This is a genomic window from Pseudomonas sp. Sample_10 (genome assembly GCF_004321495.1).
Classification (GTDB): domain Bacteria; phylum Pseudomonadota; class Gammaproteobacteria; order Pseudomonadales; family Pseudomonadaceae; genus Aquipseudomonas.
Genome location: NZ_RCOE01000238.1, coordinates 1 through 22828, shown reverse-complemented (window position 1 = coordinate 22828; position 22828 = coordinate 1). Strand labels below are relative to the sequence as shown.

General features: G+C 60.6%; 18 protein-coding genes. 3 read left to right on the top strand and 15 right to left on the bottom strand.

Translation table 11 applies throughout. The features are described from left to right. The 10 genes from accD to leuC all read right to left on the bottom strand — a co-directional run. Window positions 1-754: acetyl-CoA carboxylase, carboxyltransferase subunit beta (gene accD / locus D8U18_RS23740; protein ID WP_131108616.1), on the bottom strand; the 754-nt coding region annotated here is incomplete at its 3' end. Between the two features lie 238 nt (window positions 755-992). After that, window positions 993-1619 carry a phosphoribosylanthranilate isomerase gene (locus D8U18_RS23735; RefSeq protein ID WP_131108614.1) on the bottom strand — a complete coding sequence of 209 codons (627 nt, stop codon included), beginning with the start codon at window positions 1617-1619 and terminating at the stop codon, window positions 993-995. A 63-nt stretch (window positions 1620-1682) separates the two neighbouring features. Beyond that, window positions 1683-2507: a tRNA pseudouridine(38-40) synthase TruA gene (truA, locus tag D8U18_RS23730; RefSeq protein WP_130905381.1), complete on the bottom strand. Its 825-nt coding sequence runs from the start codon at window positions 2505-2507 to the stop codon at window positions 1683-1685. 280 nt (window positions 2508-2787) lie between these two features. Continuing rightward, window positions 2788-5508, bottom strand: a complete 2721-nt coding sequence (locus tag D8U18_RS23725) for a FimV/HubP family polar landmark protein (protein WP_131108612.1) — start codon at window positions 5506-5508, stop codon at window positions 2788-2790. A gap of 205 nt (window positions 5509-5713) precedes the next feature. Beyond that, complete coding sequence (locus D8U18_RS23720; protein ID WP_131108610.1) at window positions 5714-6724, bottom strand: aspartate-semialdehyde dehydrogenase; 1011 nt, start codon at window positions 6722-6724, stop codon at window positions 5714-5716. A 190-nt stretch (window positions 6725-6914) separates the two neighbouring features. Further along, window positions 6915-8027, bottom strand: coding sequence for an aspartate-semialdehyde dehydrogenase (gene asd, locus D8U18_RS23715; RefSeq protein WP_056853708.1), 1113 nt, complete (start codon window positions 8025-8027; stop codon window positions 6915-6917). 68 nt (window positions 8028-8095) lie between these two features. Further along, window positions 8096-9178 (bottom strand): 3-isopropylmalate dehydrogenase, encoded by a 1083-nt coding sequence (gene leuB / locus D8U18_RS23710; protein ID WP_130905375.1) that lies wholly within the window; start codon window positions 9176-9178, stop codon window positions 8096-8098. Between the two features lie 68 nt (window positions 9179-9246). Then, on the bottom strand, window positions 9247-10014 hold the full coding sequence (locus tag D8U18_RS23705; protein WP_131108608.1) for a class I SAM-dependent methyltransferase: 768 nt from the start codon (window positions 10012-10014) through the stop codon (window positions 9247-9249). Window positions 10015-10165: 151 nt separating this feature from the next. Next, window positions 10166-10810 carry a 3-isopropylmalate dehydratase small subunit gene (gene leuD / locus D8U18_RS23700; RefSeq protein WP_130907724.1) on the bottom strand — a complete coding sequence of 215 codons (645 nt, stop codon included), beginning with the start codon at window positions 10808-10810 and terminating at the stop codon, window positions 10166-10168. A 10-nt stretch (window positions 10811-10820) separates the two neighbouring features. Next, complete coding sequence (gene leuC, locus D8U18_RS23695; protein WP_056853712.1) at window positions 10821-12239, bottom strand: 3-isopropylmalate dehydratase large subunit; 1419 nt, start codon at window positions 12237-12239, stop codon at window positions 10821-10823. Window positions 12240-12386: 147 nt separating this feature from the next. Here leuC and D8U18_RS23690 point away from each other — a divergent pair, with 147 nt between their 5' ends. The 3 genes from D8U18_RS23690 to D8U18_RS23680 all read left to right on the top strand — a co-directional run bounded on the left by D8U18_RS23690 (window position 12387) and on the right by D8U18_RS23680 (window position 19254). Next, window positions 12387-13277, top strand: a complete 891-nt coding sequence (locus D8U18_RS23690; protein WP_056853713.1) for a LysR family transcriptional regulator — start codon at window positions 12387-12389, stop codon at window positions 13275-13277. A 66-nt stretch (window positions 13278-13343) separates the two neighbouring features. After that, the gene (locus D8U18_RS23685; RefSeq protein WP_056853714.1) at window positions 13344-16622 is read left to right on the top strand and encodes a PAS domain S-box protein; all 3279 of its coding nucleotides are present in this window, start codon (window positions 13344-13346) and stop codon (window positions 16620-16622) included. A 355-nt stretch (window positions 16623-16977) separates the two neighbouring features. Beyond that, on the top strand, window positions 16978-19254 hold the full coding sequence (locus D8U18_RS23680; protein WP_131108606.1) for a nitric-oxide reductase large subunit: 2277 nt from the start codon (window positions 16978-16980) through the stop codon (window positions 19252-19254). A 51-nt stretch (window positions 19255-19305) separates the two neighbouring features. Here the strand turns inward: D8U18_RS23680 and D8U18_RS23675 are convergent, their stop codons facing one another. The 5 genes from D8U18_RS23675 to D8U18_RS23655 all read right to left on the bottom strand — a co-directional run bounded on the left by D8U18_RS23675 (window position 19306) and on the right by D8U18_RS23655 (window position 22808). Beyond that, window positions 19306-19752, bottom strand: coding sequence for an Hsp20 family protein (locus tag D8U18_RS23675; RefSeq protein ID WP_131108604.1), 447 nt, complete (start codon window positions 19750-19752; stop codon window positions 19306-19308). A gap of 132 nt (window positions 19753-19884) precedes the next feature. After that, complete coding sequence (locus D8U18_RS23670) at window positions 19885-20844, bottom strand: tRNA-dihydrouridine synthase (protein ID WP_130905378.1); 960 nt, start codon at window positions 20842-20844, stop codon at window positions 19885-19887. Between the two features lie 75 nt (window positions 20845-20919). Continuing rightward, window positions 20920-21357 carry a thioesterase family protein gene (locus tag D8U18_RS23665; RefSeq protein ID WP_056853718.1) on the bottom strand — a complete coding sequence of 146 codons (438 nt, stop codon included), beginning with the start codon at window positions 21355-21357 and terminating at the stop codon, window positions 20920-20922. Between the two features lie 48 nt (window positions 21358-21405). Then, the gene (locus tag D8U18_RS23660) at window positions 21406-22239 is read right to left on the bottom strand and encodes an alpha/beta hydrolase (RefSeq protein ID WP_056853719.1); all 834 of its coding nucleotides are present in this window, start codon (window positions 22237-22239) and stop codon (window positions 21406-21408) included. 29 nt (window positions 22240-22268) lie between these two features. Next, window positions 22269-22808, bottom strand: coding sequence for a TetR/AcrR family transcriptional regulator (locus tag D8U18_RS23655; protein ID WP_056853720.1), 540 nt, complete (start codon window positions 22806-22808; stop codon window positions 22269-22271). Window positions 22809-22828: the final 20 nt, after the last annotated feature.

The following is a 22828-nucleotide window of genomic DNA, read 5'->3' as shown; positions in this document are numbered from 1 at the left end:
TGCGCTGGAAGCCTTCCGGCAGTTTTTCGCGCACGGTCTGCTCGATCACGCGCGGACCGGCAAAGCCGATCAGGGCTTTCGGTTCGCCGACGATAACGTCGCCGAGCATCGCCAGACTGGCGGAAACACCACCGTAGACCGGATCGGTCAGTACCGAGATGAACGGAATGCCTTCTTCACGCAGACGCGCCAGCACCGCGGAGGTCTTGGCCATTTGCATCAGGGAAATCAGCGCTTCCTGCATCCGCGCACCACCGGAGGCGGAGAAGCAGATCATCGGGCAGCGTTTTTCCAGGGCGTAGTTGGCGGCGCGCACGAAGCGCTCACCGACGATGGCGCCCATCGAACCGCCCATGAAGGAGAATTCGAACGCCGACACCACGACCGGCATGCCCAGCAGCGTACCGCTCATGGACACCAGCGCATCTTTTTCGCCGGTCTGCTTTTGTGCAGCGGTCAGGCGATCCTTGTACTTCTTGCCGTCACGGAATTTCAGGCGGTCGACCGGCTCCAGGTCCGCACCGAGTTCGGTACGGCCTTCGACATCGAGGAAAATATCGATACGGGCGCGGGCGCCGATACGCATGTGGTGGTTGCACTTGGGGCAAACGTCCAGGGTCTTTTCCAGCTCCGGACGATACAGCACAGCCTCGCAAGACGGGCATTTGTGCCAAAGACCTTCAGGCACCGAGCTCTTCTTGACCTCGGAACGCATGATCGAAGGGATCAGTTTGTCTACTAACCAGTTGCTCATGCTTTCTTTCTCCAGTACCGGCGGCCCGAACGCTCTGGTTCGCAGCCCCGCGTATGCCCTTGAGCTAAATTCATATGTGTGGCGATGATCGTCGAGCGCACACGGTCAGCGCGAAACTTGACCTGCGTGCAACTGCGAAAACCCTCAGCCCTGCCTGCTTTTTGCAAGTGCAGTTAAAGACGGCGGCAGTGTGCCAGCCGTCACATCGCAAACCGGATCAAAAGATCGCAGCCTGGTTTCACTCGACAGCCCCTGCAACAGCCTTGATGAAGGCGTGAATCTTTGCATGATCCTTGATGCCCTTGCTCGCCTCTACCCCGCCGCTGACATCCACGGCGTAGGGCCGGACCCGCGCCACTGCCTCGGCGACGTTATCCGGGGTCAGTCCACCCGCCAGAATAATCGGCTTGCTCAAGGCTTGCGGTATCAATGACCAGTCGAAGGCTTCGCCGGTTCCCCCGGGGATGCCTTCGACATAGGCATCGAGCAAAATACCGCTGGCACTCGGGTAAGCGTCGCAAGCGGCCGCAATGTCATCACCGGCCTTGACCCGCAACGCCTTGATATAAGGACGCCGCCAGCCTTCGCACTGCGCTGCTGTTTCATCACCATGAAACTGCAACAGGTCCAACGGCACCGCATCGAGGATCTCAGCCAGTTCGGCGTGACTGGCATCGACGAACAATCCAACAGTCGTGACAAACGGTGGCAGTGCCTTGATGATCGAGCGCACCTGCTCCAGCGTCACAGCCCGCGGGCTTTTTGCGTAAAACACAAACCCTATGGCGTCGGCCCCGGCTTCGACCGCTGCCAACGCATCTTCTATGCGGGTAATCCCGCAAATCTTGCTGCGAACGGCTGACATGTCGTTAAAACCTCACGGCAAATCCGAGAAAGTCCCGGATGGTAACAAAAGCGTTCGAGGGCGTCAGCCGTCAAGTTCGGAGAACCCGGTAAGGAAATGCGGCCCGATGTAACGCTCGGGCAGTTCGAACTCATCGTGGTACTCGACTTGCACCAGATAAAGGCCAAACGGATGTGCCGTCACCCCGCCCGTTCGACGGATACGGCTCTCCAGTACTTCCTTCATCCACTCCACCGGGCGCTCACCAGCACCGATGGTCATCAGCACACCGGCGATGTTGCGCACCATGTGGTGCAGGAAGGCACTGGCGCGGATATCCAGCACGATCATCTTGCCGTGGCGCGTCACGCGCAGGTGATGCAGCTCCTTGATCGGCGACTTGGCCTGGCACTGACCGGCGCGGAAAGCGCTGAAATCATGGGTGCCCACCAGGTATTGCGCCGCCTCGGCCATACGCTCGACGTCCAGCGGACGGTGGTTCCAGGTGATCTCTTCGTTCAGGTGCGCCGGGCGGATCTGATCGTTGTAGATGACATAGCGATAACGGCGAGCGATGGCTTTGAACCGCGCATGGAAGTGCGCCGGCATGGCCTTGGCCCAGCTGACGCTGACATCGTGGGGCAAGTTGATGTTGGCGCCCATGACCCAGGCTTTCATCGAACGCTCGACCTGGGTATCAAAATGCACCACTTGCCCGCAGGCATGTACACCGGCATCGGTTCGCCCGGCGCACAGCAGCGAAACCGGTGAATCGGCGACTTTGGACAAGGCGTTTTCGAGGGTTTCCTGCACGGTGAGCACACCGGAAGCCTGGCGCTGCCAGCCGCGATAACGCGAACCTTTGTATTCAACGCCCAGTGCGATCCGGAAAAAGCCGTCGGCCGCCATTTCAGCAGCCGGGTTATCAATATTTGCCAAGGGGGAACAGCCTGCTGAAGTACGCAAAGGCAGGCATTATAAGGTGCTCGGCCGGGGATGCCAGTGGATATCCTGTGACTGTTCCGGCCTCATCGCGGGCGAGCCCGCTCCCACAGGGATTTATGTCAACCGCAAAACCTGTGGGAGTGGGCTCGCCCGCGATGAGGCCCTGAAAGACAACATCGAAACGACCGCCTGAAACAAAAACGGCAGCCTCGAGTGGGCTGCCGTTTCATTTGCAACGATTGACTCAAGCCAAACGCGAAAGCATTTCCTTGGCTTCGCTCTTCTGACCGTCATCACCTTCGGTCACCACCTCATTGAGGATGTCCCGGGCGCCGTCGTTGTCGCCCATGTCGATGTAGGCCTGGGCCAGATCGAGCTTGGTCGCGACCTCATCGGTACCGGACAGGAAATCGAAGTCCGGCTCGTCGTCCACTGTGGCCAGGGCATCGTCCACGGTGAAGGTTGGCTCACTGATGCTCTGTGACAGGCGATCCAGCTCGGCGTTGACGTCATCCAGCTCGGATTCGAATGCATCCGGAGTGGTTGGAGCGTCCATCTCATCGGCCAATGACAAGTCGAAATCGGCTGGCAGTTCCAGGTCATCCAGCGGAGCTTCGGCCACTGCGGGAGTGTCGACCGATGGCAGGTCCTTCACGTCTGCGTCCAGATCCAGCAGGAAATCGTCTTCCGCCAGCAGGGCCGGAGACGGCTCGCCACCGAGATCCATGTCCAGGTCGAAATCCGACAGGTCACCCAGGTTGTCCTTGATTTCCGTCTGCTGCTGCAGCACCGACTCGAAGCTCAGGTCGTCGTCCAGTGGGAAATCTTCAAGTTCGTCCAGGGTCGCGGCCGGCTCAGGCTCCACCACAGGTGCTGGCGGAGCGGCTACCGGGGTGATGTTGTCCAGATCATCGAGACTCAGATCGAAGGCGCTGTCGAGATCGTCACCAGCCGGCGCTGGGTCGGCTGGGGCCGCTACCGGCGCCACGTTTTCCAGATCGTCGAGGCTCAGATCGAAAGCGCTGTCGAAGTCATCGTCGGCCGGTGTCGGTTCTGGTGCTTGCGGCTCGTCCAGCAACAGGTCCTTGACGTATTGTGCGTCCAGTTCGGCAGCGGCCGCCGCCGCGGCGATACCGCCCGCCGCAACCAGCGCCATGGCCGGGAAACGGCTTTTCAGTTTTTCGACCTGGGCGAAGTTGTCGCCGTTGGCCACCAGTTGACGTTCCTGAACCACGAAGGCATCGCGGTCGCCCTGCAAACCGTAGACTTCCATCAGTTTGAGGCGCAGATCACTGCGCTGCGGCTCTTGCTTGACGCCCTCTTCCAGCAACGCGGCAGCCTGATTGAGACGACCGGCTGCGATGTGCGACTGGGCTTGACCCAACACGTCGTCGGAGCGCTCGGCCGCCGGCGAGACCAGTGGCGCGGCAATCGGTGGCGTTACCACGACCGGCGTAATCACCGGCGCCGGGGCTGGGGCTGGCGCGGGTGCCGGAGCAGTCGCAAGATTCACGCTTGGCGGTGGAACCTCCAGGCCTTCGAAGCTGCTTTCAGGCAAGTCGAGATCAGCAGAAAACTCCTGCTCTTCGGACAAGGCGCGAGCCATGCGCAGATGTTTCTCGGCTTCCTGTTGAGCTTTGCGGCGACGTGCCAGCAACAGCAGCAAGAGCAACACAACCACTGCCCCGCCACCCGCCAGGCCCAACAACCACGGATTGGTCAGCAGTTCGTTGAATTTCTGCTCGTCGGAGACAGCAGGCGCCGGCTCAACCGGTTGCTCGGTTGGCGCTGGAGCGGTTTCAGGCGCAGCCGCCGCAGGTGCTGGCGCCGCTTCGGCAGGTGTCGCCGCCGGGTCCGCCGCCAGTTCCGCTGTGATCGCAGGCGCTGTTGCCGCAGCCGGCGCACCCGCTGCGCCTTCGGCTTGCAACTTGGCCAGTTGATTGTTCTTCAGTTCGATCAGACGCTGCAGCTTGTCCAACTGGCTTTGCAGGTCGCTCATGCGGCTCTTCAGTTCGGCATTGTCACGACGCGTCGTATCAAGGCTTTCCTGGGTGACCGCGAGTTTGTTACTCAGGGCCTTGGCATCGCCTGCCGGCCCCTTGCCCGCAGCCTTGCCGGATTCAGCGGAAACCAGGCTCAGGTTGTCCCGGCCGGCTTGCGTGGACACGGCTTCGCCACGGCCACGATTAGTGGCATCAAGTTGCTGCTGCCCGGTTCCAGGCTTCGCTACATAGCGGCGGCCCTGGCGCCAGGCGGTGTTCTGCGCAGCGACTTCGGCCATGGCTTTGGGTTGCGCCAGGCTGGTGCTCTGCGCCTGATCCGGCAGACGCAACACTTGGCCGGTTTTAAGCCGGTTAATGTTGCCGTCAATAAAAGCGTCCGGGTTCAGCGCCTGGATGGCCAGCATGGTTTGTTGAATCGAACCGCCATTACGCGCCTTCGCAGCGATTTCCCACAGGGTATCGCGCGACGTGGTGGTGTATTCGGACGGTTTGGTCGCAGCGGTGACCGGCGTGGTGCCCGTCGGTGCAGGTTGCGCAGCCGCTTCAGCGGTCTGCGGCGAGAATTTGGAAGGATCGAGCAGCACGCTGTAATCGCGTAGCAGGCGACCGTTTGGCCACATCACCTGAACCAGGAATTTCACCATCGGTTCAGAGAGTGGTTTGCTGGAGGTCACACGCAGGATGCTTTTGCCGCTGGCGTTCAGCACAGGGGTAAACGTCAGGTCGTTAAGAAACGCCTGGCGATCGACACCGGCCTTGGCGAAATCTTCAGGTGAAGCCAGGCTCGGCACCACTTCGGCAGCGGTGAGTTCCTTGACGTCCAGCAATTCGATTTCCGCCACCAACGGCTGGTTCAGCGTCGATTTCAGGGTCAGCTCCCCGAGCCCGAGGGCATGCGCCATACCGGAGGACAGCGCCGAGGCGGCCGCTATTGCTAACACCAGTTTGCGAACTTGAACCATAGCTCATCCTTAGTTTGAACATTCCTCGGCCAGCGAGAAGGTGTTGATAGTCGCTGCCGTAAGGCATTGCGCGCGGCGACGAAGGGTCGTCGCGCGCGATTGTTTCGTGCATGCCCCGGAAAGCCCCGCAGGGTGGCTGACCTTCAGCATCCCGGCAAGCATGACGCCGACCCGGAATCATTCGAAAATTGTTGCCAAGTATCTTTTACAGCAGGTCTTTTATCAACAATTCGGCCAGCTGCACAGCATTGAGCGCGGCCCCTTTGCGTACGTTATCTGACGTCAGCCACAAATTAAGTTCCGACAGGTCGTCGATACCGTGGCGAACCCGACCAACGTAGACCACATCCTGCCCTACCGCATCGCCGACCGGTGTCGGGTAATCACCCGCCTCAACCAGTTCGATACCGGGTGCATCCTCCAGCGCGGCATTGACTTTCACCAGATCGATGGTGCTTGCAGACTGCAGGGTCACGCTAAAGCTATCGCCAAAAAACACCGGGGCTTGAATGCAAGTGACAGAAATTTTCAGCGAAGGCAGCGCCAGCACCTGTCGCAGTTCACGCACCAGGCGTTTTTCCAGCAGTGTATGGCCCTGCTCGTCCGGCTTGCCGACTTGCGCCAGCAAATTGAAAGCCATCTGCCGATCGAAGAATTTGGGTTCCAGTGGACGCACGTTGAGCAGTTCGGCGGTCTGTCGCGCCAGTTCGCTCACCGCTTCACGGCCTTGGGCAGACACTGCCAGGCTGGCGGTCAGGTTGATGCGCTGCAAGTCGAGCAAATCCAGCAGCGGCGCCAGCACCACCGCCAATGTGGTGGCCGACGGACTCGGGCTGCTGACCTGAAACGGTTTTTTCAGGCCAGCCAGCACTTGGGCATTGGCTTCCGGCACCACTTGCGGCGCCTGATCGGCGGGCAAGGCGCCGGACAGGTCGATGATCGAGCAACCGGCCGCCGCGGCACGGGAGGCGAAACTCAAGCTGGCCGCCGGACCTGCGGCGAAGAACACCAGCTGCACCTTGCCGAAGTCGAACTCATCGACCTCTCGCACCCGCACATTCTTGCCCCGGAACGGCACCGAACTGCCAGCGGACTCACTGCTGGCCAACAGGTGCAGGTCGCCGACCGGGAAATCGCGCTCTTCGAGTATCTGCACCAGCGTTTCGCCGACAGTACCGGTGGCGCCGATCACGGCAATATCAATGGACTGGCTCATGGTTCTACCTCTGGCGAAACGGCGGGAGCGGCACTTTACCGGGTGGTGGGTGTACAGGCAATTTCTGCCCACCACGATCGTTCCCACGCTCTGCGTGGGAACGATCGGACGCGGGGCGTGGGAATGATCGGTGGGGATAAAAAAACCCGCACCTCCTTCAAGGCGCGGGTTCTTTCATTGCAGCTATCGATCAACGCTCAAGCAGAATCCGCAACATGCGACGCAGCGGCTCGGCCGCGCCCCACAGCAGTTGGTCGCCAACGGTGAACGCGCCGACGAACTGCGAGCCCATGTTCAGCTTGCGCAGACGGCCAACCGGAATGTTCAGGGTGCCGGTGACCTTGTTCGGGCTCAGCTCCTGGATGCTCGCATCGCGGTTGTTCGGCACCAGCTTGACCCATGGGTTGTGCTGGCTGATCAGACCTTCGATATCAGCAATCGGCACGTCTTTGTTCAGCTTGATGGTCAGCGCCTGGCTGTGGCAACGCATGGCGCCGATGCGCACGCAGATGCCATCCACCGGGATCGGGCTCTTGAAGCGACCGAGGATCTTGTTGGTCTCGGCTTGGGCTTTCCACTCTTCGCGGCTTTGACCGTTTGGCAGTTCCTTGTCGATCCACGGGATCAGGCTGCCGGCCAACGGTACGCCGAAGTTTTCGGTCGGGTACGCGTCGCTGCGCATGGCTTCGGCCACTCGACGGTCGATGTCGAGGATCGCGCTGGCCGGATCGGCCAGTTGATCAGCGACAGCGGCGTGGGTTGCGCCCATCTGCTTGATCAGCTCACGCATGTTCTGTGCGCCGGCACCGGAAGCCGCCTGGTAAGTCATGGCGCTCATCCACTCGACCAGACCGGCTTCGAACAGGCCACCCAGGCCCATCAGCATCAGGCTGACGGTGCAGTTGCCGCCGATGTAGTTCTTGGTGCCCGCGTCCAGCTGCTGGTCGATGACCTTGCGGTTGACCGGGTCCAGTACGATGACCGCGTCATCCTGCATGCGCAGGCTGGAAGCGGCGTCGATCCAGTAACCCTGCCAGCCGGCTTCGCGCAGTTTCGGGAAGACTTCGCTGGTGTAGTCGCCACCCTGGCAGGTCAGAATCACGTCGAGGGTTTTCAGCTCTTCAATGCTGTAAGCGTCCTTGAGCGGAGCAATGTCCTTGCCCACGGACGGGCCTTGGCCACCGACATTGGAAGTGGTGAAAAACACCGGCTCAATAAGATCGAAATCCTGCTCTTCCAGCATCCGCTGCATGAGCACGGAACCGACCATACCGCGCCAACCGATCAGACCTACACGTTTCATCGCAACTACACCTTCTTGAAATGTGGGCCGCTGCTTTCGGGGGTGAAATGGGCAGCGGGCCCGAGAGATTACAGATTCCGCAGCGCGGCGACTACTGCGTCACCCATTTCCTGCGTCCCGACTTTAGTGCAACCGGCCGACCAGATGTCGCCCGTGCGCAAACCCTGATCCAGCACCAGGCTGACGGCTTGTTCGATGGCATCGGCCGCGGCCTGCTGGTTGAAGCTGTAACGCAGCATCATCGAAACCGACAAAATGGTCGCCAGCGGGTTGGCAATGCCTTTGCCCGCGATGTCCGGCGCCGAACCGTGGCACGGCTCGTACATGCCTTTGTTGTTGGTGTCCAGGGACGCCGAAGGCAGCATACCGATGGAACCGGTGAGCATCGACGCCTGGTCGGACAGAATGTCGCCGAACATGTTGTCGGTGACGATCACATCGAACTGCTTGGGCGCACGCACCAACTGCATGGCGGCGTTGTCGACGTACATGTGGCTCAGTTCGACTTCAGGGTAATCCTTGGCCACTTCCTCGACAATTTCACGCCACAGTTGGCTGGACGCCAATACGTTGGCCTTGTCCACCGAGCACAGCTTCTTGCCACGCACCATGGCCATGTCGAAGCCGACGCGGGCGATGCGGCGTATTTCGCTTTCACTGTACGGCAGGGTGTCGTAGGACTGACGCTCGCCGTTTTCCAGGGTGCGGGTGCCGCGTGGCGCGCCGAAGTAGATGCCGCCGGTCAGCTCGCGAACGATCAGGATGTCCAGGCCGGCAACGATTTCCGGCTTCAGGCTGGAGGCTTCGGCCAATTGCGGGTACAGGATCGCCGGGCGCAGGTTACCGAACAGACCCAATTGCGCACGGATTTTCAGCAGACCACGCTCAGGGCGGATGTCACGCTCGATGGTGTCCCATTTTGGGCCGCCAACGGCGCCCAGCAGCACGGCATCGGCTGCGCGGGCACGCTCCAGGGTTTCGTCGGCCAGCGGCACGCCGTGTTTGTCGATGGCCGCGCCACCGATCACGTCATGGCTCAGCTCGAAGCCCAGGTCGAACTTGTCGCTGGCCAATTCCAGCACTTTGACCGCTTCGGCCATGATTTCCGGGCCAATACCGTCGCCTGGGAGAATCAGAATCTGCTTGCTCATGCTTTCCTCATGTCTTCTGTCGGCGCGACATCAACCGGCGCGCCCGGAAAAATACTTGCGTTCGACGCTTATCGTTCAGCCATCAGCACCAGCACATCGGTGCTGAACGAACCATCGGCCTCAATCTGAAAATATTCGCGTACTTCGTTGCCCATCGATTGCTGCAATTCGCGGATCGCCGCGCGCATCACTTCAGGTGTACGCATGCGCTCGACCCAGCTGTTGTATTCCAGACGTAGCCGCTGACGACTAGTGCTGCGGGTATGCAACCCCGCCTCGCTGACCTGCCGCAACCACTCGCCAGCAGAATAATCGCGCACATGGCTGGTGTCGCGCAGCACTTCGACGCTTTGCAGGTAAGTGTCGAACAACGGGCTGCCCGGTGACAACACGTCGACGAACGCCGCCACGCCACCCGGTTTCAATACCCGGCGCACTTCGCGCAAGGCCAGGCCAAGATCGCTCCAGTGGTGCGCCGAATAACGGCTGAACACGAAGTCGAACTCGCCATCGGCAAACGGCAAGCGTTCGGCGGCGCCGTAAACCGTGATCACGTTGCTCAAGCCACGATCGACGGCAGCGGCAGCGACCACGTCGAGCATCTGCTGCGACAGGTCGTAGGCCACCACTTCTTTCACCAGCGAAGCGACGTGAAAACTGACGTGGCCGGCGCCGCAGCCCAGATCCAGCACCCGGGCATCGCCCTGCCCCACCAGCTCGGCCTGTAGCAGCGCAAATTCAGTGCCCTGAGCGTGGACGGCGCTGCTCAGGTAGGCGGCGGCCTGTTCACCGAATTGCTTCTGGACTACCTGACTGTGCTGGGCGGTGCTGGTCATGGGGACTTCCTTTTTCGGGGTCTAGTCTTGTAGTGCCTGGGCCGTCGTCATCGCGAGCAAGCTTTGCCCCTACAAGTCTGTGGCGCTCACAAAACCTGTAGGAGCTGAGCTTGCTCGCGATGAGGCCGGCCCTGGCTACATCGATTTCGGATCAAGCGTCGCGGAACAACCACGGCTGGCTCACACGGTGTTTGGCTTCAAACGCTGCAATCGCATCGCCGTCCTGCAAGGTCAGGCCGATATCGTCCAGGCCGTTGAGCAGGCAGTGTTTGCGGAACGCGTCGATTTCGAAACTCAACACCTTGCCATCCGGGCGGGTCACGGTCTGGGCTTGCAGATCGATCTGCAACTGATAACCCGGTTCGGCTTCGACCTGCTTGAACAGTTCATCGACTTCGGCATCGCTCAAGATGATCGGCAGCAAGCCGTTCTTGAAGCTGTTGTTGAAGAAGATGTCGGCGTAGCTTGGCGCGATGATGCTGCGGAAACCGTACTCTTCCAGCGCCCATGGCGCGTGTTCACGACTGGAGCCGCAACCGAAGTTCTCGCGGGCCAACAACACGCTGGCGCCTTGGTAACGCTCGGCATTGAGCACGAAGTCCTTGTTCAGCGGACGCTTGGAGTTGTCCTGATACGGTTGGCCCACATCCAGATAACGCCATTCATCGAACAGGTTCGGACCGAAACCGGTGCGTTTGATCGACTTCAGAAATTGCTTCGGAATGATCTGGTCGGTGTCGACGTTGGCACGATCCAGAGGCGCGACAAGTCCAGTGTGCTGGGTAAAAGCTTTCATGCTGCGCTCCTTAGATCAATTCACGGACGTCGACGAAACGACCGTTCACAGCGGCGGCGGCGGCCATGGCCGGGCTGACCAGGTGGGTACGGCCACCGGCGCCCTGACGGCCTTCGAAATTACGGTTGGACGTCGACGCGCAATGCTCGCCGGACTCCAAACGGTCCGGGTTCATCGCCAGGCACATCGAGCAACCCGGCTCGCGCCATTCGAAACCGGCGTCGAGGAAAATCTTGTCCAGGCCTTCCGATTCAGCCTGCGCCTTCACCAGACCCGAGCCCGGCACCACGATGGCCTGCTTGATGGTCGAAGCCACCTTGCGGCCCTTGGCGATCACGGCCGCAGCGCGCAAATCTTCGATGCGCGAGTTGGTGCAGGAGCCGATGAATACGCGGTCGAGCTGAATGTCGGTGATCGCCTGATTGGCGGTTAAACCCATGTACTTCAAGGCGCGTTCGATGGAACCACGCTTGACCAGGTCCATTTCCTTCGCAGGGTCCGGCACGTTCTGATCCACGGCCAGCACCATCTCGGGCGAAGTGCCCCAGCTGACTTGCGGCTTGATCCGGGTTGCATCGAGTTCGACGACGGTGTCGAACTTGGCATCGGCGTCAGACACCAGGTCTTTCCAGGCTTCGACGGCCAAGTCCCATTCCGCGCCTTTCGGAGCGAACGGACGGCCCTTGACGTAGGCCACGGTTTTTTCGTCGGCGGCCACCAGGCCTACACGAGCGCCGGCCTCGATGGACATGTTGCAAATGGTCATGCGGCCTTCGACGGACAGGTCGCGAATCGCGCTGCCGGCGAATTCGATGGCGTGACCGTTACCGCCCGCGGTGCCGATCTTGCCGATGACGGCAAGAACGATGTCCTTGGCGGTCACGCCGAACGGCAATTGCCCTTCGACACGCACCAGCATGTTTTTCATTTTCTTGGCGACCAGGCACTGAGTGGCAAGCACGTGCTCGACCTCAGACGTGCCGATACCGTGGGCCAGAGCGCCGAACGCGCCGTGGGTCGAGGTATGGGAGTCGCCGCAGACCACGGTCATGCCCGGCAAGGTTGCGCCCTGCTCAGGGCCGATGACGTGGACGATGCCTTGGCGGACGTCGTTCATCTTGAACTCGACGATGCCGTATTCATCGCAGTTGTCGTCGAGGGTCTGAACCTGCAAACGCGAGACCTGGTCGGCAATGGCTTCGATGCCGCCCTTGCGCTCCGGAGTGGTCGGTACGTTATGGTCCGGGGTCGCGATGTTGGCATCGATGCGCCATGGCTTGCGCCCGGCCAGACGCAGGCCTTCGAAGGCTTGCGGCGAGGTCACTTCGTGGATGATGTGACGATCGATGTAGATCAGCGCAGAGCCATCGTCGCGCTGCTTGACCAAATGCGAATCCCAGAGCTTGTCGTAGAGCGTTTTGCCGGCCATCAGACGTTTCCTCATCAGCTTGTTTCTATGCCCCGGGCTTTGAGACTTTCAATAACCCTTTGGCTTGTGAGGCTGATCCTATGGGGTTACATTAAATAACTCAAATTCATATTTTTTATGCTTTGGATAACCAACTGGAATGCGACCATGGACCTGGCCAACCTTAATGCCTTTATTGCCATTGCCGAGACAGGTAGCTTCTCCGGCGCGGGAGAACGGCTGCACCTGACGCAACCGGCGATCAGCAAGCGCATCGCCGGGCTCGAGCAACAACTGAAGGTGCGCCTGTTCGACCGGCTGGGCCGCGAGGTCGGGTTGACCGAGGCCGGTCGCGCCCTGCTGCCGCGGGCGTACCAGATATTGAATGTCCTCGATGATACGCGCCGCGCCCTGACCAATCTCACAGGCGAGGTGACCGGTCGTCTGACCCTCGCCACCAGTCACCACATCGGCCTGCACCGTTTGCCTCCCTTATTAAGGGAGTTCACCCGGCGCTATCCCGCAGTGGCATTGGATATTCAGTTTCTCGATTCCGAAGTGGCCTACGAAGAAATCCTCCATGGCCGTGCCGAACTGGCGGTCATTACCCTCGCGCCGGAGCCCCATGGGCTGGTCAAGGCCACGCCGGTGTGGGATGACCCGCTGGACTTCGTGGTCGCCCCGGAGCATTCGCTGCTCAACAATGGCGCAGTCAACCTGGCGGATATCGCCCGGCACCCGGCGGTTTTCCCCGGGGGAAACACCTTCACCCACCACATCGTCCAGCGTCTGTTCGAAGCCCAGGGCCTGACGCCGAACATCGCCATGAGCACCAACTACCTGGAAACCATCAAGATGATGGTGTCGATCGGCCTGGCCTGGAGCGTGCTGCCACGCACAATGCTCGACGATCAAGTTGCGCGGATACCTTTGCCGGGCATACAACTGTCTCGCCAGCTAGGCTATATCCTGCACACAGAACGGACGTTGTCGAATGCGGCACGGGCCTTCATGGCCTTGCTGGATGCTCAGATCGATCTGCCAGGGACTCACGGCTAACTTGTGCTACTCCTATAGAGCCGCGAAATCCCGTGCCCTATGTTCAATTCAGCCTAAGGCTTGCCAATGCCGAAATCTGTTGACCGTGTTCCGCCGATGCCGCGTATCCAGGCACTTGACCCCAAACGCTCCGAGCAGAGCTGGGAAAGTGCCCCGCAATTACTGGCAGCCCTGAACGGCGCGCGTTTGGGTGCCTGGTATTGGGACATCGAACGGGGACAGATCAGTTGGTCGCGGGGTACCCAGGCGCTGTTTGGCTTCGATCCCCGGCAACCGCTGCCGGAAGACCTCGAATACCTCGATTTGCTGCCGCCCGAAGACCGGGCGAAAACCGTGCGCGCCTTCCACGCGGTGATTGCCGGCGCACCGCTGGAACAGGCGATGCACCACCGCATTCGCTGGCCCGACGGCAGCCTGCATTGGCTGGAAATCAACGGCAGCCTGTTGCCGGACAAACACGGCCGGCCCCGGATGATCGGCGTGATCCGCGAGATCACCCACCAGCGCCAGCGCGAACAGGCGCTGAGCAGCTCGGAAAAACGTTTCGCCACACTGTTTCACCTGTGTCCGAACATGGTCCTGCTGACCCGCCAGGAAGACGGTTTGATCACCGAAGCCAATCAATATTTCGAAAGCCTGTTCGGCTGGCCGGTGCAAGATGCGATCGGCCGCACCACACTGGAACTGGGCCTGTGGGTGCACCCCGAACAACGGGCGGAGTTGGTCAAGGCCACCAAGGCCAAAGGCGAGTTGACCAGCATGGAGGTGCAATTTCGCGCCAGCAACGGGCAGATTCATGACGGCATCCTCAGCGCGCAAAAGGTCGAACTCGAAGGCCAGCCCTATTTGCTGAGCACGTTCCTCGACACCACCGACCGCAAAGCCGCCGAACACGCGCTGAAGGACAGCCAGGAACGCCTCGACCTGGCGCTGGACTCTGCGCAACTCGGTACCTGGGACTGGCACATTCCCAGCGGCATGCTTTACGGTTCGGCCCGCGCCGCACAGTTGCACGGCCTGGACGCCAAGCCCTTCCATGAATCCTTCGACGAGTTCTTCGAAGGCGTGCCGGGCGAAGAACGCGACACCATGCGTGACGCCTATCGCAGCCTGCGCGAAGGCCCGGCCGGCAACTATCAGCTGACCTATCGCGTGCAACTGCCGGATGGCAGCTCGCGTTACCTGGAAAGCCGCGCCCGCCTCTACCGCGATGAAAACGGCCTGCCACTGCGCATGGCCGGCACCCTGCTCGACATCACCGATCAGGTCGAACGCGAACAACGACTGGTGGCCTCCGAGGAGAAATTCGCCACGCTGTTCCAGGTCAGTCCGGACCCGATCTGCGTGACCCGCCAGGACACCGGACAATTCATCGAGATCAACTCCAGCTTCACCCAGACCTTCGGCTGGACCACCGCCGATGTGATCGGACGCAGCGCCGATGAAATAGGCCTGTGGGACGCCTCGGCAAAAAGTTTGCAGCGGATCGAACAGGTGATTCGCGAACAAGGCCTGAGTAACGTAGCGATTGTCGTCCAGCACAAAAACGGACAAACCCTGACCTGTGTAATTTCCAGCCGGCAGATCAGCGTCGGTGACCAGCCGTGCATCGTTACCACCCTGCGCGACATCACCCAGCAACAGCGCTCGGAGGCGGCGCTCAAGGCCAGCGAAGAGAAATTCGCCAAGGCGTTTCACTCCAGCCCCGATGCCATCACCATCACCGAGCGCGACACCGGGCGCTACCTGGAGGTCAACGACGGTTTCTGCCGCCTGACCGGTTACCGCGCCGACGAGGTCATTGGCCGCACGGTGTATCAGGTGGGAATCTGGGCCGAAGAGAAACAACGTTCGGCGTTGTTGGCCGAGTTGCAGATCAAGGGCCGGGTGCATCACCAGGAGATGCTCGGACGCAACAAGCGCGGCGAGTTGCTCACCGTCGAGGTTTCGGTGGAACCGATCACTCTCAACGAAACCGCGTGCCTGCTGCTGACCGCACGGGACGTCAGCTTGCTGAAAAACGCCGAGGCGCAAATCCGTCACCTGGCCTACCACGACCCGCTGACCAACCTGCCCAATCGCGCCTTGCTGATGGATCGGCTCAGCCAGCAGATTGCCCTGCTCAAACGCCACAATTTGCGTGGCGCGCTGATGTTCCTCGACCTCGACCACTTCAAGCACATCAACGATTCCCTCGGCCATCCGGTGGGCGATACCGTACTGAAGATCATCACCGCACGCCTGGAAGCCAGCGTGCGCATGGAAGACACCGTCGCGCGGCTGGGCGGCGATGAATTCGTGGTGTTGCTCAGCGGTCTTGAAGGCTCGCGCAACGACGTCAGCGCCCAGGTGCGGCAACTGGCCGACACCTTGCGCGAATTGCTGTCGGAACCGATGTTCCTCGACGGCCAGCGCCTGCAAGTGACGCCGAGCATCGGCATAGCGCTGATTCCCGACCACGGCTCCACGCCCACCGACCTGCTCAAACGCGCCGACATCGCCCTTTACCGCGCCAAGGATTCGGGGCGCAACACCGCGCAGATGTATCACAACACCATGCAGAAGGCCGCGAGCGAGCGCCTGCGCATGGAAACCGACCTGCGCCTGGCGCTGTCCCGCGGTGAATTTCGCGTGCATTACCAGCCGCAACTCGATGCCCGCGACAACCGCATCGTCGGCGCTGAAGCACTGGTGCGCTGGAACCATCCGGAGCTTGGTGCGCAATCGCCCGCAGAGTTCATCAAAGTTCTGGAGGACAGCGGTTTGATCCTCGAGGTCGGCACCTGGATTCTCGATGAAGCATGCCAGGCTTGCCGGCTGATGATTGCCAACGGTCTGGTGGACCCGCTCGATTTCAGTCTGTGCGTGAACATCAGCCCACGGCAGTTCCGCCAGGCCGACTTCGTTGAGCGCGTCGAAGAAAGCCTCACCCGCTACGGCCTGCCTTGCTCGCTTTTGAAACTGGAAATCACCGAAGGCATCGTCATCCAGAACCTGGAAGACACCATCAGCAAAATGCGTCGCCTGAAAAAACTCGGCGTCAGTTTCGCCATGGACGACTTCGGCACCGGTTATTCATCTCTGACCTATCTCAAGCGCCTGCCGGTCGACACCCTGAAAATCGACCAGTCGTTCATCCGCGACGCCACCACCGACCCCAACGACGCCGAGATCATCCGCGCCATCGTCGCCATGGCCCGCAGCCTGGAATTGAAGGTGATCGCCGAAGGCGTGGAAACCGCTGAGCAATTGGCGTTTCTGCAGGGATTGGGCTGCCACTTTTATCAGGGGTATTTGCATAGCCAGCCGTTGCCGGTTGAAGAGTTTCAAAAACTGCTCAGGTAACACCTCTTTCTCGTAGGAGCATGGCTTGCCCGCGATGGCGATTTCATGGGTGTCATCGCGGGCAAGCCATGCTCCTACAGTGCTCTGCACGCTTTCATACCTCTGTATGAATGGTTAAAACCAATACATCACCCCACTGAACCTGTGTAGGAGAGACGCCGCACCGGTGTGCGCCGTACATTGATCCCACGCATTCGGTCCGCGGACAAACGTCCTGCACCGCTAGTCAAATGATCGCGACAACCGATCATTTTCCCGAAGCAACACCCCGGCGTCTCTTCCCGATCACACGGCCGGGTTTTCTGCGCCCGCATACTCGTTATGCGGGCGCTTTTTTTTGACATAAAGGTGATCCATGGGTGAATACCGCAAATTATGGTGGTCGCTGATTGGCGTCCTCGGCGTGACCTTCTGCCTGCTCGGCTGGTTCGGCCACGAGATTTACCGGCAGGCGCCACCGATCCCGGAAACTGTACAAAGCGTCGAGGGCAAAACCCTGTTTCGTGCCAGCGACATCCTCGACGGCCAGACGGCCTGGCAGGGCATCGGTGGCATGCAGCTGGGCTCGATCTGGGGCCATGGTGCCTATCAGGCGCCGGACTGGACCGCCGACTGGCTGCACCGCGAACTGCTCACCTGGCTCGACCTGGCGGCGCAGCAGAATTATGGCAAGCCTTACCAGCAAATCGATGATGATCAGCAGGCCCTGCTGCGTCATCAACTCAAACGCGAATACCGCGGCAATCGACTGGTTGACGGCACACTGGTGCTCAGCGATCGCCGCATCCAGGCCATCGCGCACACCGCCGAGTATTACCATGCCCTTTTCGGCAATGACCCGGCGCTGCATCACAGCCGCGAAAGCTTTGCCATGAAAGAAAACACCCTGCCCGATAGCGCCCGGCGCCAGCAGCTCACGCGCTTTTTCTTCTGGACGGCCTGGGCTGCCGCCACCGAGCGCGAAGGCCAAAGCGCGACATTCACCAACAACTGGCCCCACGAGCCGCTGATCGACAACCACCCGACCGCCGAAAACATGGTCTGGTCCATCGTCAGCATCGTCGTACTGCTGGCGGGTATCGGTTTTCTGGTCTGGGGCTGGGCGTTTTTGCGCAACCACGACGAAGGCCAACCCAAGGTCCCGGCCCAGGACCCGCTGAGCCTGATCAGACTCACGCCTTCGCAAAAAGCCCTGGGCAAATACCTGTTGCTGGTCGGCGCGCTGTTCGGTTTTCAGGTGCTGATGGGGGGCGCGACCGCGCACTACACAGTCGAAGGCCAGGATTTCTACGGACTGCCGCTGTCGAAATGGTTTCCATACTCACTGACCCGAACCTGGCATTTGCAAAGTGCTATGTTCTGGATCGCCACTGGCTTCCTCGCGGCGGGGCTGTTTCTGGCGCCGTTCATCAATGGCGGCAAAGACCCTAAATGGCAGAAGCTCGGAGTGGATGTGCTGTTTTGGGCGCTGGTAATGGTGGTCGTGGGTTCCTATGCCGGCAACTTCCTCGCCATCGCCCAATTGATGCCGGCGCAATGGAGCTTCTGGCTGGGGCACCAGGGTTACGAATACGTTGATCTGGGCCGTCTGTGGCAAATCGCCAAGTTCGCCGGGATCGTGTTCTGGCTGGTGCTGATGTTGCGCGCAATGGTGCCCGCCTTGCGTCAGCCGGGCGATAAAAACCTGTTGGCTCTGCTGGCCGCGTCGGTGGTGGCGATCGGTCTGTTCTATGGCGCTGGCCTGTTCTATGGTGAGCGCACCCATCTGTCGGTCATGGAGTACTGGCGCTGGTGGGTCGTGCACCTGTGGGTCGAAGGCTTCTTCGAAGTGTTCGCCACCACCGCCCTGGCCTTCATTTTCACCAGCATGGGACTGGTCTCGAAACGCCTGGCCACCAGCGCCACTCTCGGCTCGGCCTCGCTGTTCATGCTCGGCGGTGTACCCGGGACTTTCCACCACATCTACTTCGCCGGGACCACTACGCCGGTGATGGCGGTCGGCGCAACCTTCAGCGCCCTGGAAGTGGTGCCGCTGATTCTGCTCGGCCATGAAGCCTGGGAAAACTGGCGCCTGAAAGAGCGTGCACCGTGGATGGCCCGGTTGCGCTGGCCGTTGCAGTTTTTCATCGCCACCGCGTTCTGGAACATGCTCGGTGCCGGGGTGTTCGGCTTCCTGATCAACCCGCCGATTGCGCTGTATTACATTCAGGGCCTGAACACCACGCCGCTGCATGCCCATGCGGCGTTGTTCGGGGTTTATGGCTCGTTGGCACTGGGCTTCAGCCTGCTGATCCTGCGCTATCTGCGACCTAACCTGCAGTTTAATGACCGACTGATGAGCACTGGCTTCTGGTGGCTTAACGGCGGGCTAATGCTGATGATCGTTACCAGCCTGTTGCCGATTGGCATCCTGCAGTTCTACGCCAGCGCCAGCCAAGGGCTGTGGTACGCCCGAAGCGAAGCGTTCATGCAGCAAGACCTGCTGCAAACCCTGCGTTGGGTGCGTACGTTCGGCGATGTGGTCTTTCTGGTCGGCGCGTTTGCGCTGATCTGGCAGATCGCTGGCGGCTTGCTGTTTTCGTCGCGCCATCCCCGTGGAATCGAAGCAGCGGCAGTCAAGGGCCAACGTTAAATTGCAGGCAGTAAAAAGGGCGCCGTTGGCGCCCTTTCCTGTTGCTCTGGATTAGTGTTGCAGAGCCGGTTTTTGCGTCCCGTTGATCGGGATACGCTTGGCTTTCGCCTCTTCTGGCACTACCCGCAGCAAGTCGATGCTCAAAAGACCGTTGCTCAGGCCGGCGGATTTGATCTCGATGTGGTCCGCCAGACGGAACGACAACTTGAAGGCCCGCTGGGCGATGCCTTGGTGCAGGAAGGTCACGCCTTCGTTGCCGTCACGTTTGCCGCCACTGATGGTCAGCACACCCTTCTCGACTTGCAACTCCAGGTCTTCTTCCTGGAAACCCGCCGCGGCCACGACGATGCGGTATTGGTTGTCGCCGTGTTTTTCCACATTGTAGGGTGGATAGCTGCTGCCTGGCTCGTTACGCAGGGCGGTTTCAAACAGGTCGTTGAAACGGTCGAAGCCAACCGAGGAACGGAACAGAGGCGCCAGGGAAAATGCAGTAGTCATGATTCAAATCTCCTGAAAACAATCAGCAAGGTTTTGTGTCTCCGCGACCCGAATTCGGCATCGCGTAACCCATACATAGGGACCACTGATTGCTTTTCAAGAGCGCATTTTCTGCTTTTTTAATAAAGAGCTTCAGGCCGCTTCGGCCACCGGCAGACCCAGCAAACGCGATACGTTATCCAGCTCGGTCTCACGCCGCAGCACCGTGAACAGCTCGACAGCCTCGGGATAATTGCGCGTCAACATCGCCAGCCATTGCTTCAAGCGGCCCGGGGATTGCCGCGCAGTCATCTGCGCCTTGGCTTGCAACCAGAAATCCTGGATCAACGGCAACAGCTCGGTCCAGGTCATTTCCACGACCTCTTCACCCGCTCGTGCGGCGGCGATTTGCCTGGCCAGATCGGGACGCGAAACCAGACCCCGACCGAGCATGATGTCTTCCACACCGCTGATTTCGCGGCAACGGCGCCAGTCGTCGACGCTCCAGATATCACCGTTGGCGAACACCGGCACCTTGACCACGTCCTGCACCCGCGGAATCCATTCCCAGTGCGCTGGCGGCTTGTAGCCATCCACTTTGGTCCGGGCATGCACCACGATGTGTTCCGCCCCGCCTTCGGCCAGCGCCGTGGCGCAAACCAGCGAGCCGTCCGGGCTGTCGAAACCCAGGCGCATTTTCGCGGTAACAGGAATGTGCGCCGGAACGGCACGACGGACATGCTCGACGATCCGGTTAAGCAGCTCGGGCTCTTTGAGCAGCACCGCACCGCCACGGGATTTGTTCACGGTCTTGGCCGGGCAACCAAAGTTCAGGTCGATCACCTCGGAACCCAGCTCACAGGCCAGTGCGGCGTTTTCCGCCAGGCATACAGGGTCGGAACCGAGCAGTTGCACACGCAGCGGTACACCGGAGGCCGTGCGGGCGCCGTTGAGCAGCTCTGGGCCGAATTTGTGGAAATAGGCCGGCGTGAGCAACTGATCGTTGACCCGAATGAACTCGGTCACACACCAATCGATGCCACCCACTCGGGTCAGCACGTCGCGCAGGATGTCGTCGACCAACCCCTCCATGGGCGCCAAAGCAATTTGCATGAAAAAACACACTCAACGAAAAAACGTGCGGCAGTTTACTGGATTATCGAGCGAAAGACTTGCCACACAGTCTTGTCAAATCAGGACCTGTAAGGCCGGGCCATAGCCTTCGATGAACTCGGCCGGCATGCGCTTGGGCTTGCCGCTGGACAGCTCAATGCAGACGAAGGTGGTTTGCGCCCGCAACAAGGTCGAATTGTCACTTGGACGCTTGAGCTGGAAATGCCGGGTCATTTTGAGGCGCTGATCCCAATCGACGATCCAGGTCGCCAATTGCAACTCATCACCTTCATAGGCGGCAGCCAGGTAATCAATTTCGTGCCGAACCACTGCCATGGCCCGGTCCAGGCGACGGTATTCGACCAGATCCAGGCCAAGGCGCTGGGAATGGCGCCAGGCACAGCGTTCGAGCCAGGTCACGTACACCGCATTATTGGCGTGGCCCAAACCGTCAATGTCCTCGGCGCCCACTTGCAAATCAATGATGAACGGCGTTGCCCGATCCCAGCCCATGCCCCACTCCCGGTCAGATTATTTCGACCGGGGCAGTGTAACGGAAGCTCAGGCCGATTGGCGCGATTGCAGGCTGCGACCGGCCAGCAGTGATAACACGCCATCAATCACCCGAGGGTCGGCCAGCACTCGCTGATGACCGCCCTCCGGCAAGCGCAGCAAGCGACTGTCGAACCAGGCTTCGTGGATCAGCTGCGACTCCCTGACCGAGACAAAGTCGTCGTCTTCGGCGTGAACGATCAGGCCAGGCATGTCGAGTTGATAGTGGGCGACATCCAGCATCGCAGCGCGCATCCCGACATCTTTCTCGACTTGGCGAATAAACGCCGAACGGGCTTTGGGCGGCAGGCCCACATACCGGGCAAATCCGCGCAACACGCCAAGAATGCGAGCCGGAGCGCCAATGGTGACCAGCGTTTCGGTGCGCAAGCCCAGTTGCACCGCAAGCATGGCACTGGCGCCGCCCATTGAATGCCCGATGACGGCCTGCAACGGCGGCAGCTCGGCGGCCGCTTCCAGCATGGCGCGGGCGAACAACACGACGTTCGCTTCACTGCCGGGTGAGCGACCGTGGGCCGGACCATCCAGGGCGACCACCGAGTAACCGGCGTCGACCAGCGCAGTAATCAAACTGGCGAACTGTGTCGGCCGCCCTTCCCAGCCGTGCATCAGCAATACCGCTGGGCCTTGCCCCCAACGCAACGCCGACAGGCCAAACCGCAAGGTAATCCGCTCGGACCTCGCCAGCAGCGGAAGCTCCCAATCACGGGGCGGCAAATCCCTTGGCGTCATGAACGCCAGTCGCATCTTGCTTGCCACCAGTTTCGGTGCAAACCAACCCAAGGTGCCATTCACGCCACGAACCCACTTCAACGTGCTCATCGCATTCTCCCCAGGCCGCAGCCTTCAGGTCACAGCACCGCTGATTTGGCGGCGCGAAGTAAACGATCGGACAACTCTCCCGGCCCCAGCGCCCGCGCCAGAGCCAGACCTCCCACCATCAACGCCATATCAGCCAAGGCCTTGTCGGTGTCTTCCGGGCTGGCCGCCAACTGCGCGACCATCATTTCCACGTGTTCATTCAGGGCGATTCGAAATGCTTCCGGCAGTCGCCCCAGCTCACCGACGGACGCCGGGATCGGGCACGCCGATTCCGACGAGTCCCGGTGTTTGCGCGACAGATAAAACGCCGCCACCAACGCGCGACGCTCTTCACCGGTCAATTCGGCATCCATATCGGCAATCAGGCCTCGGCGATGACCGAGCAACTGCTTGAACGCCTCCAGCATCATTGCGTCCTTGCTTTCGAAGTGCGCATAGAAGCCGCCAACCGTCAGACCGGCCGCCCCCATCACTTCACCCACGCTCGGTTCGGCCGGGCCACGCTGAATCAGCGCTGCACTGGCGGCCTTGAGAATGCGTTCGCGGGTTTGAGCTTTTTTATCGTTCATCGTTGCCTCCGAATATTACG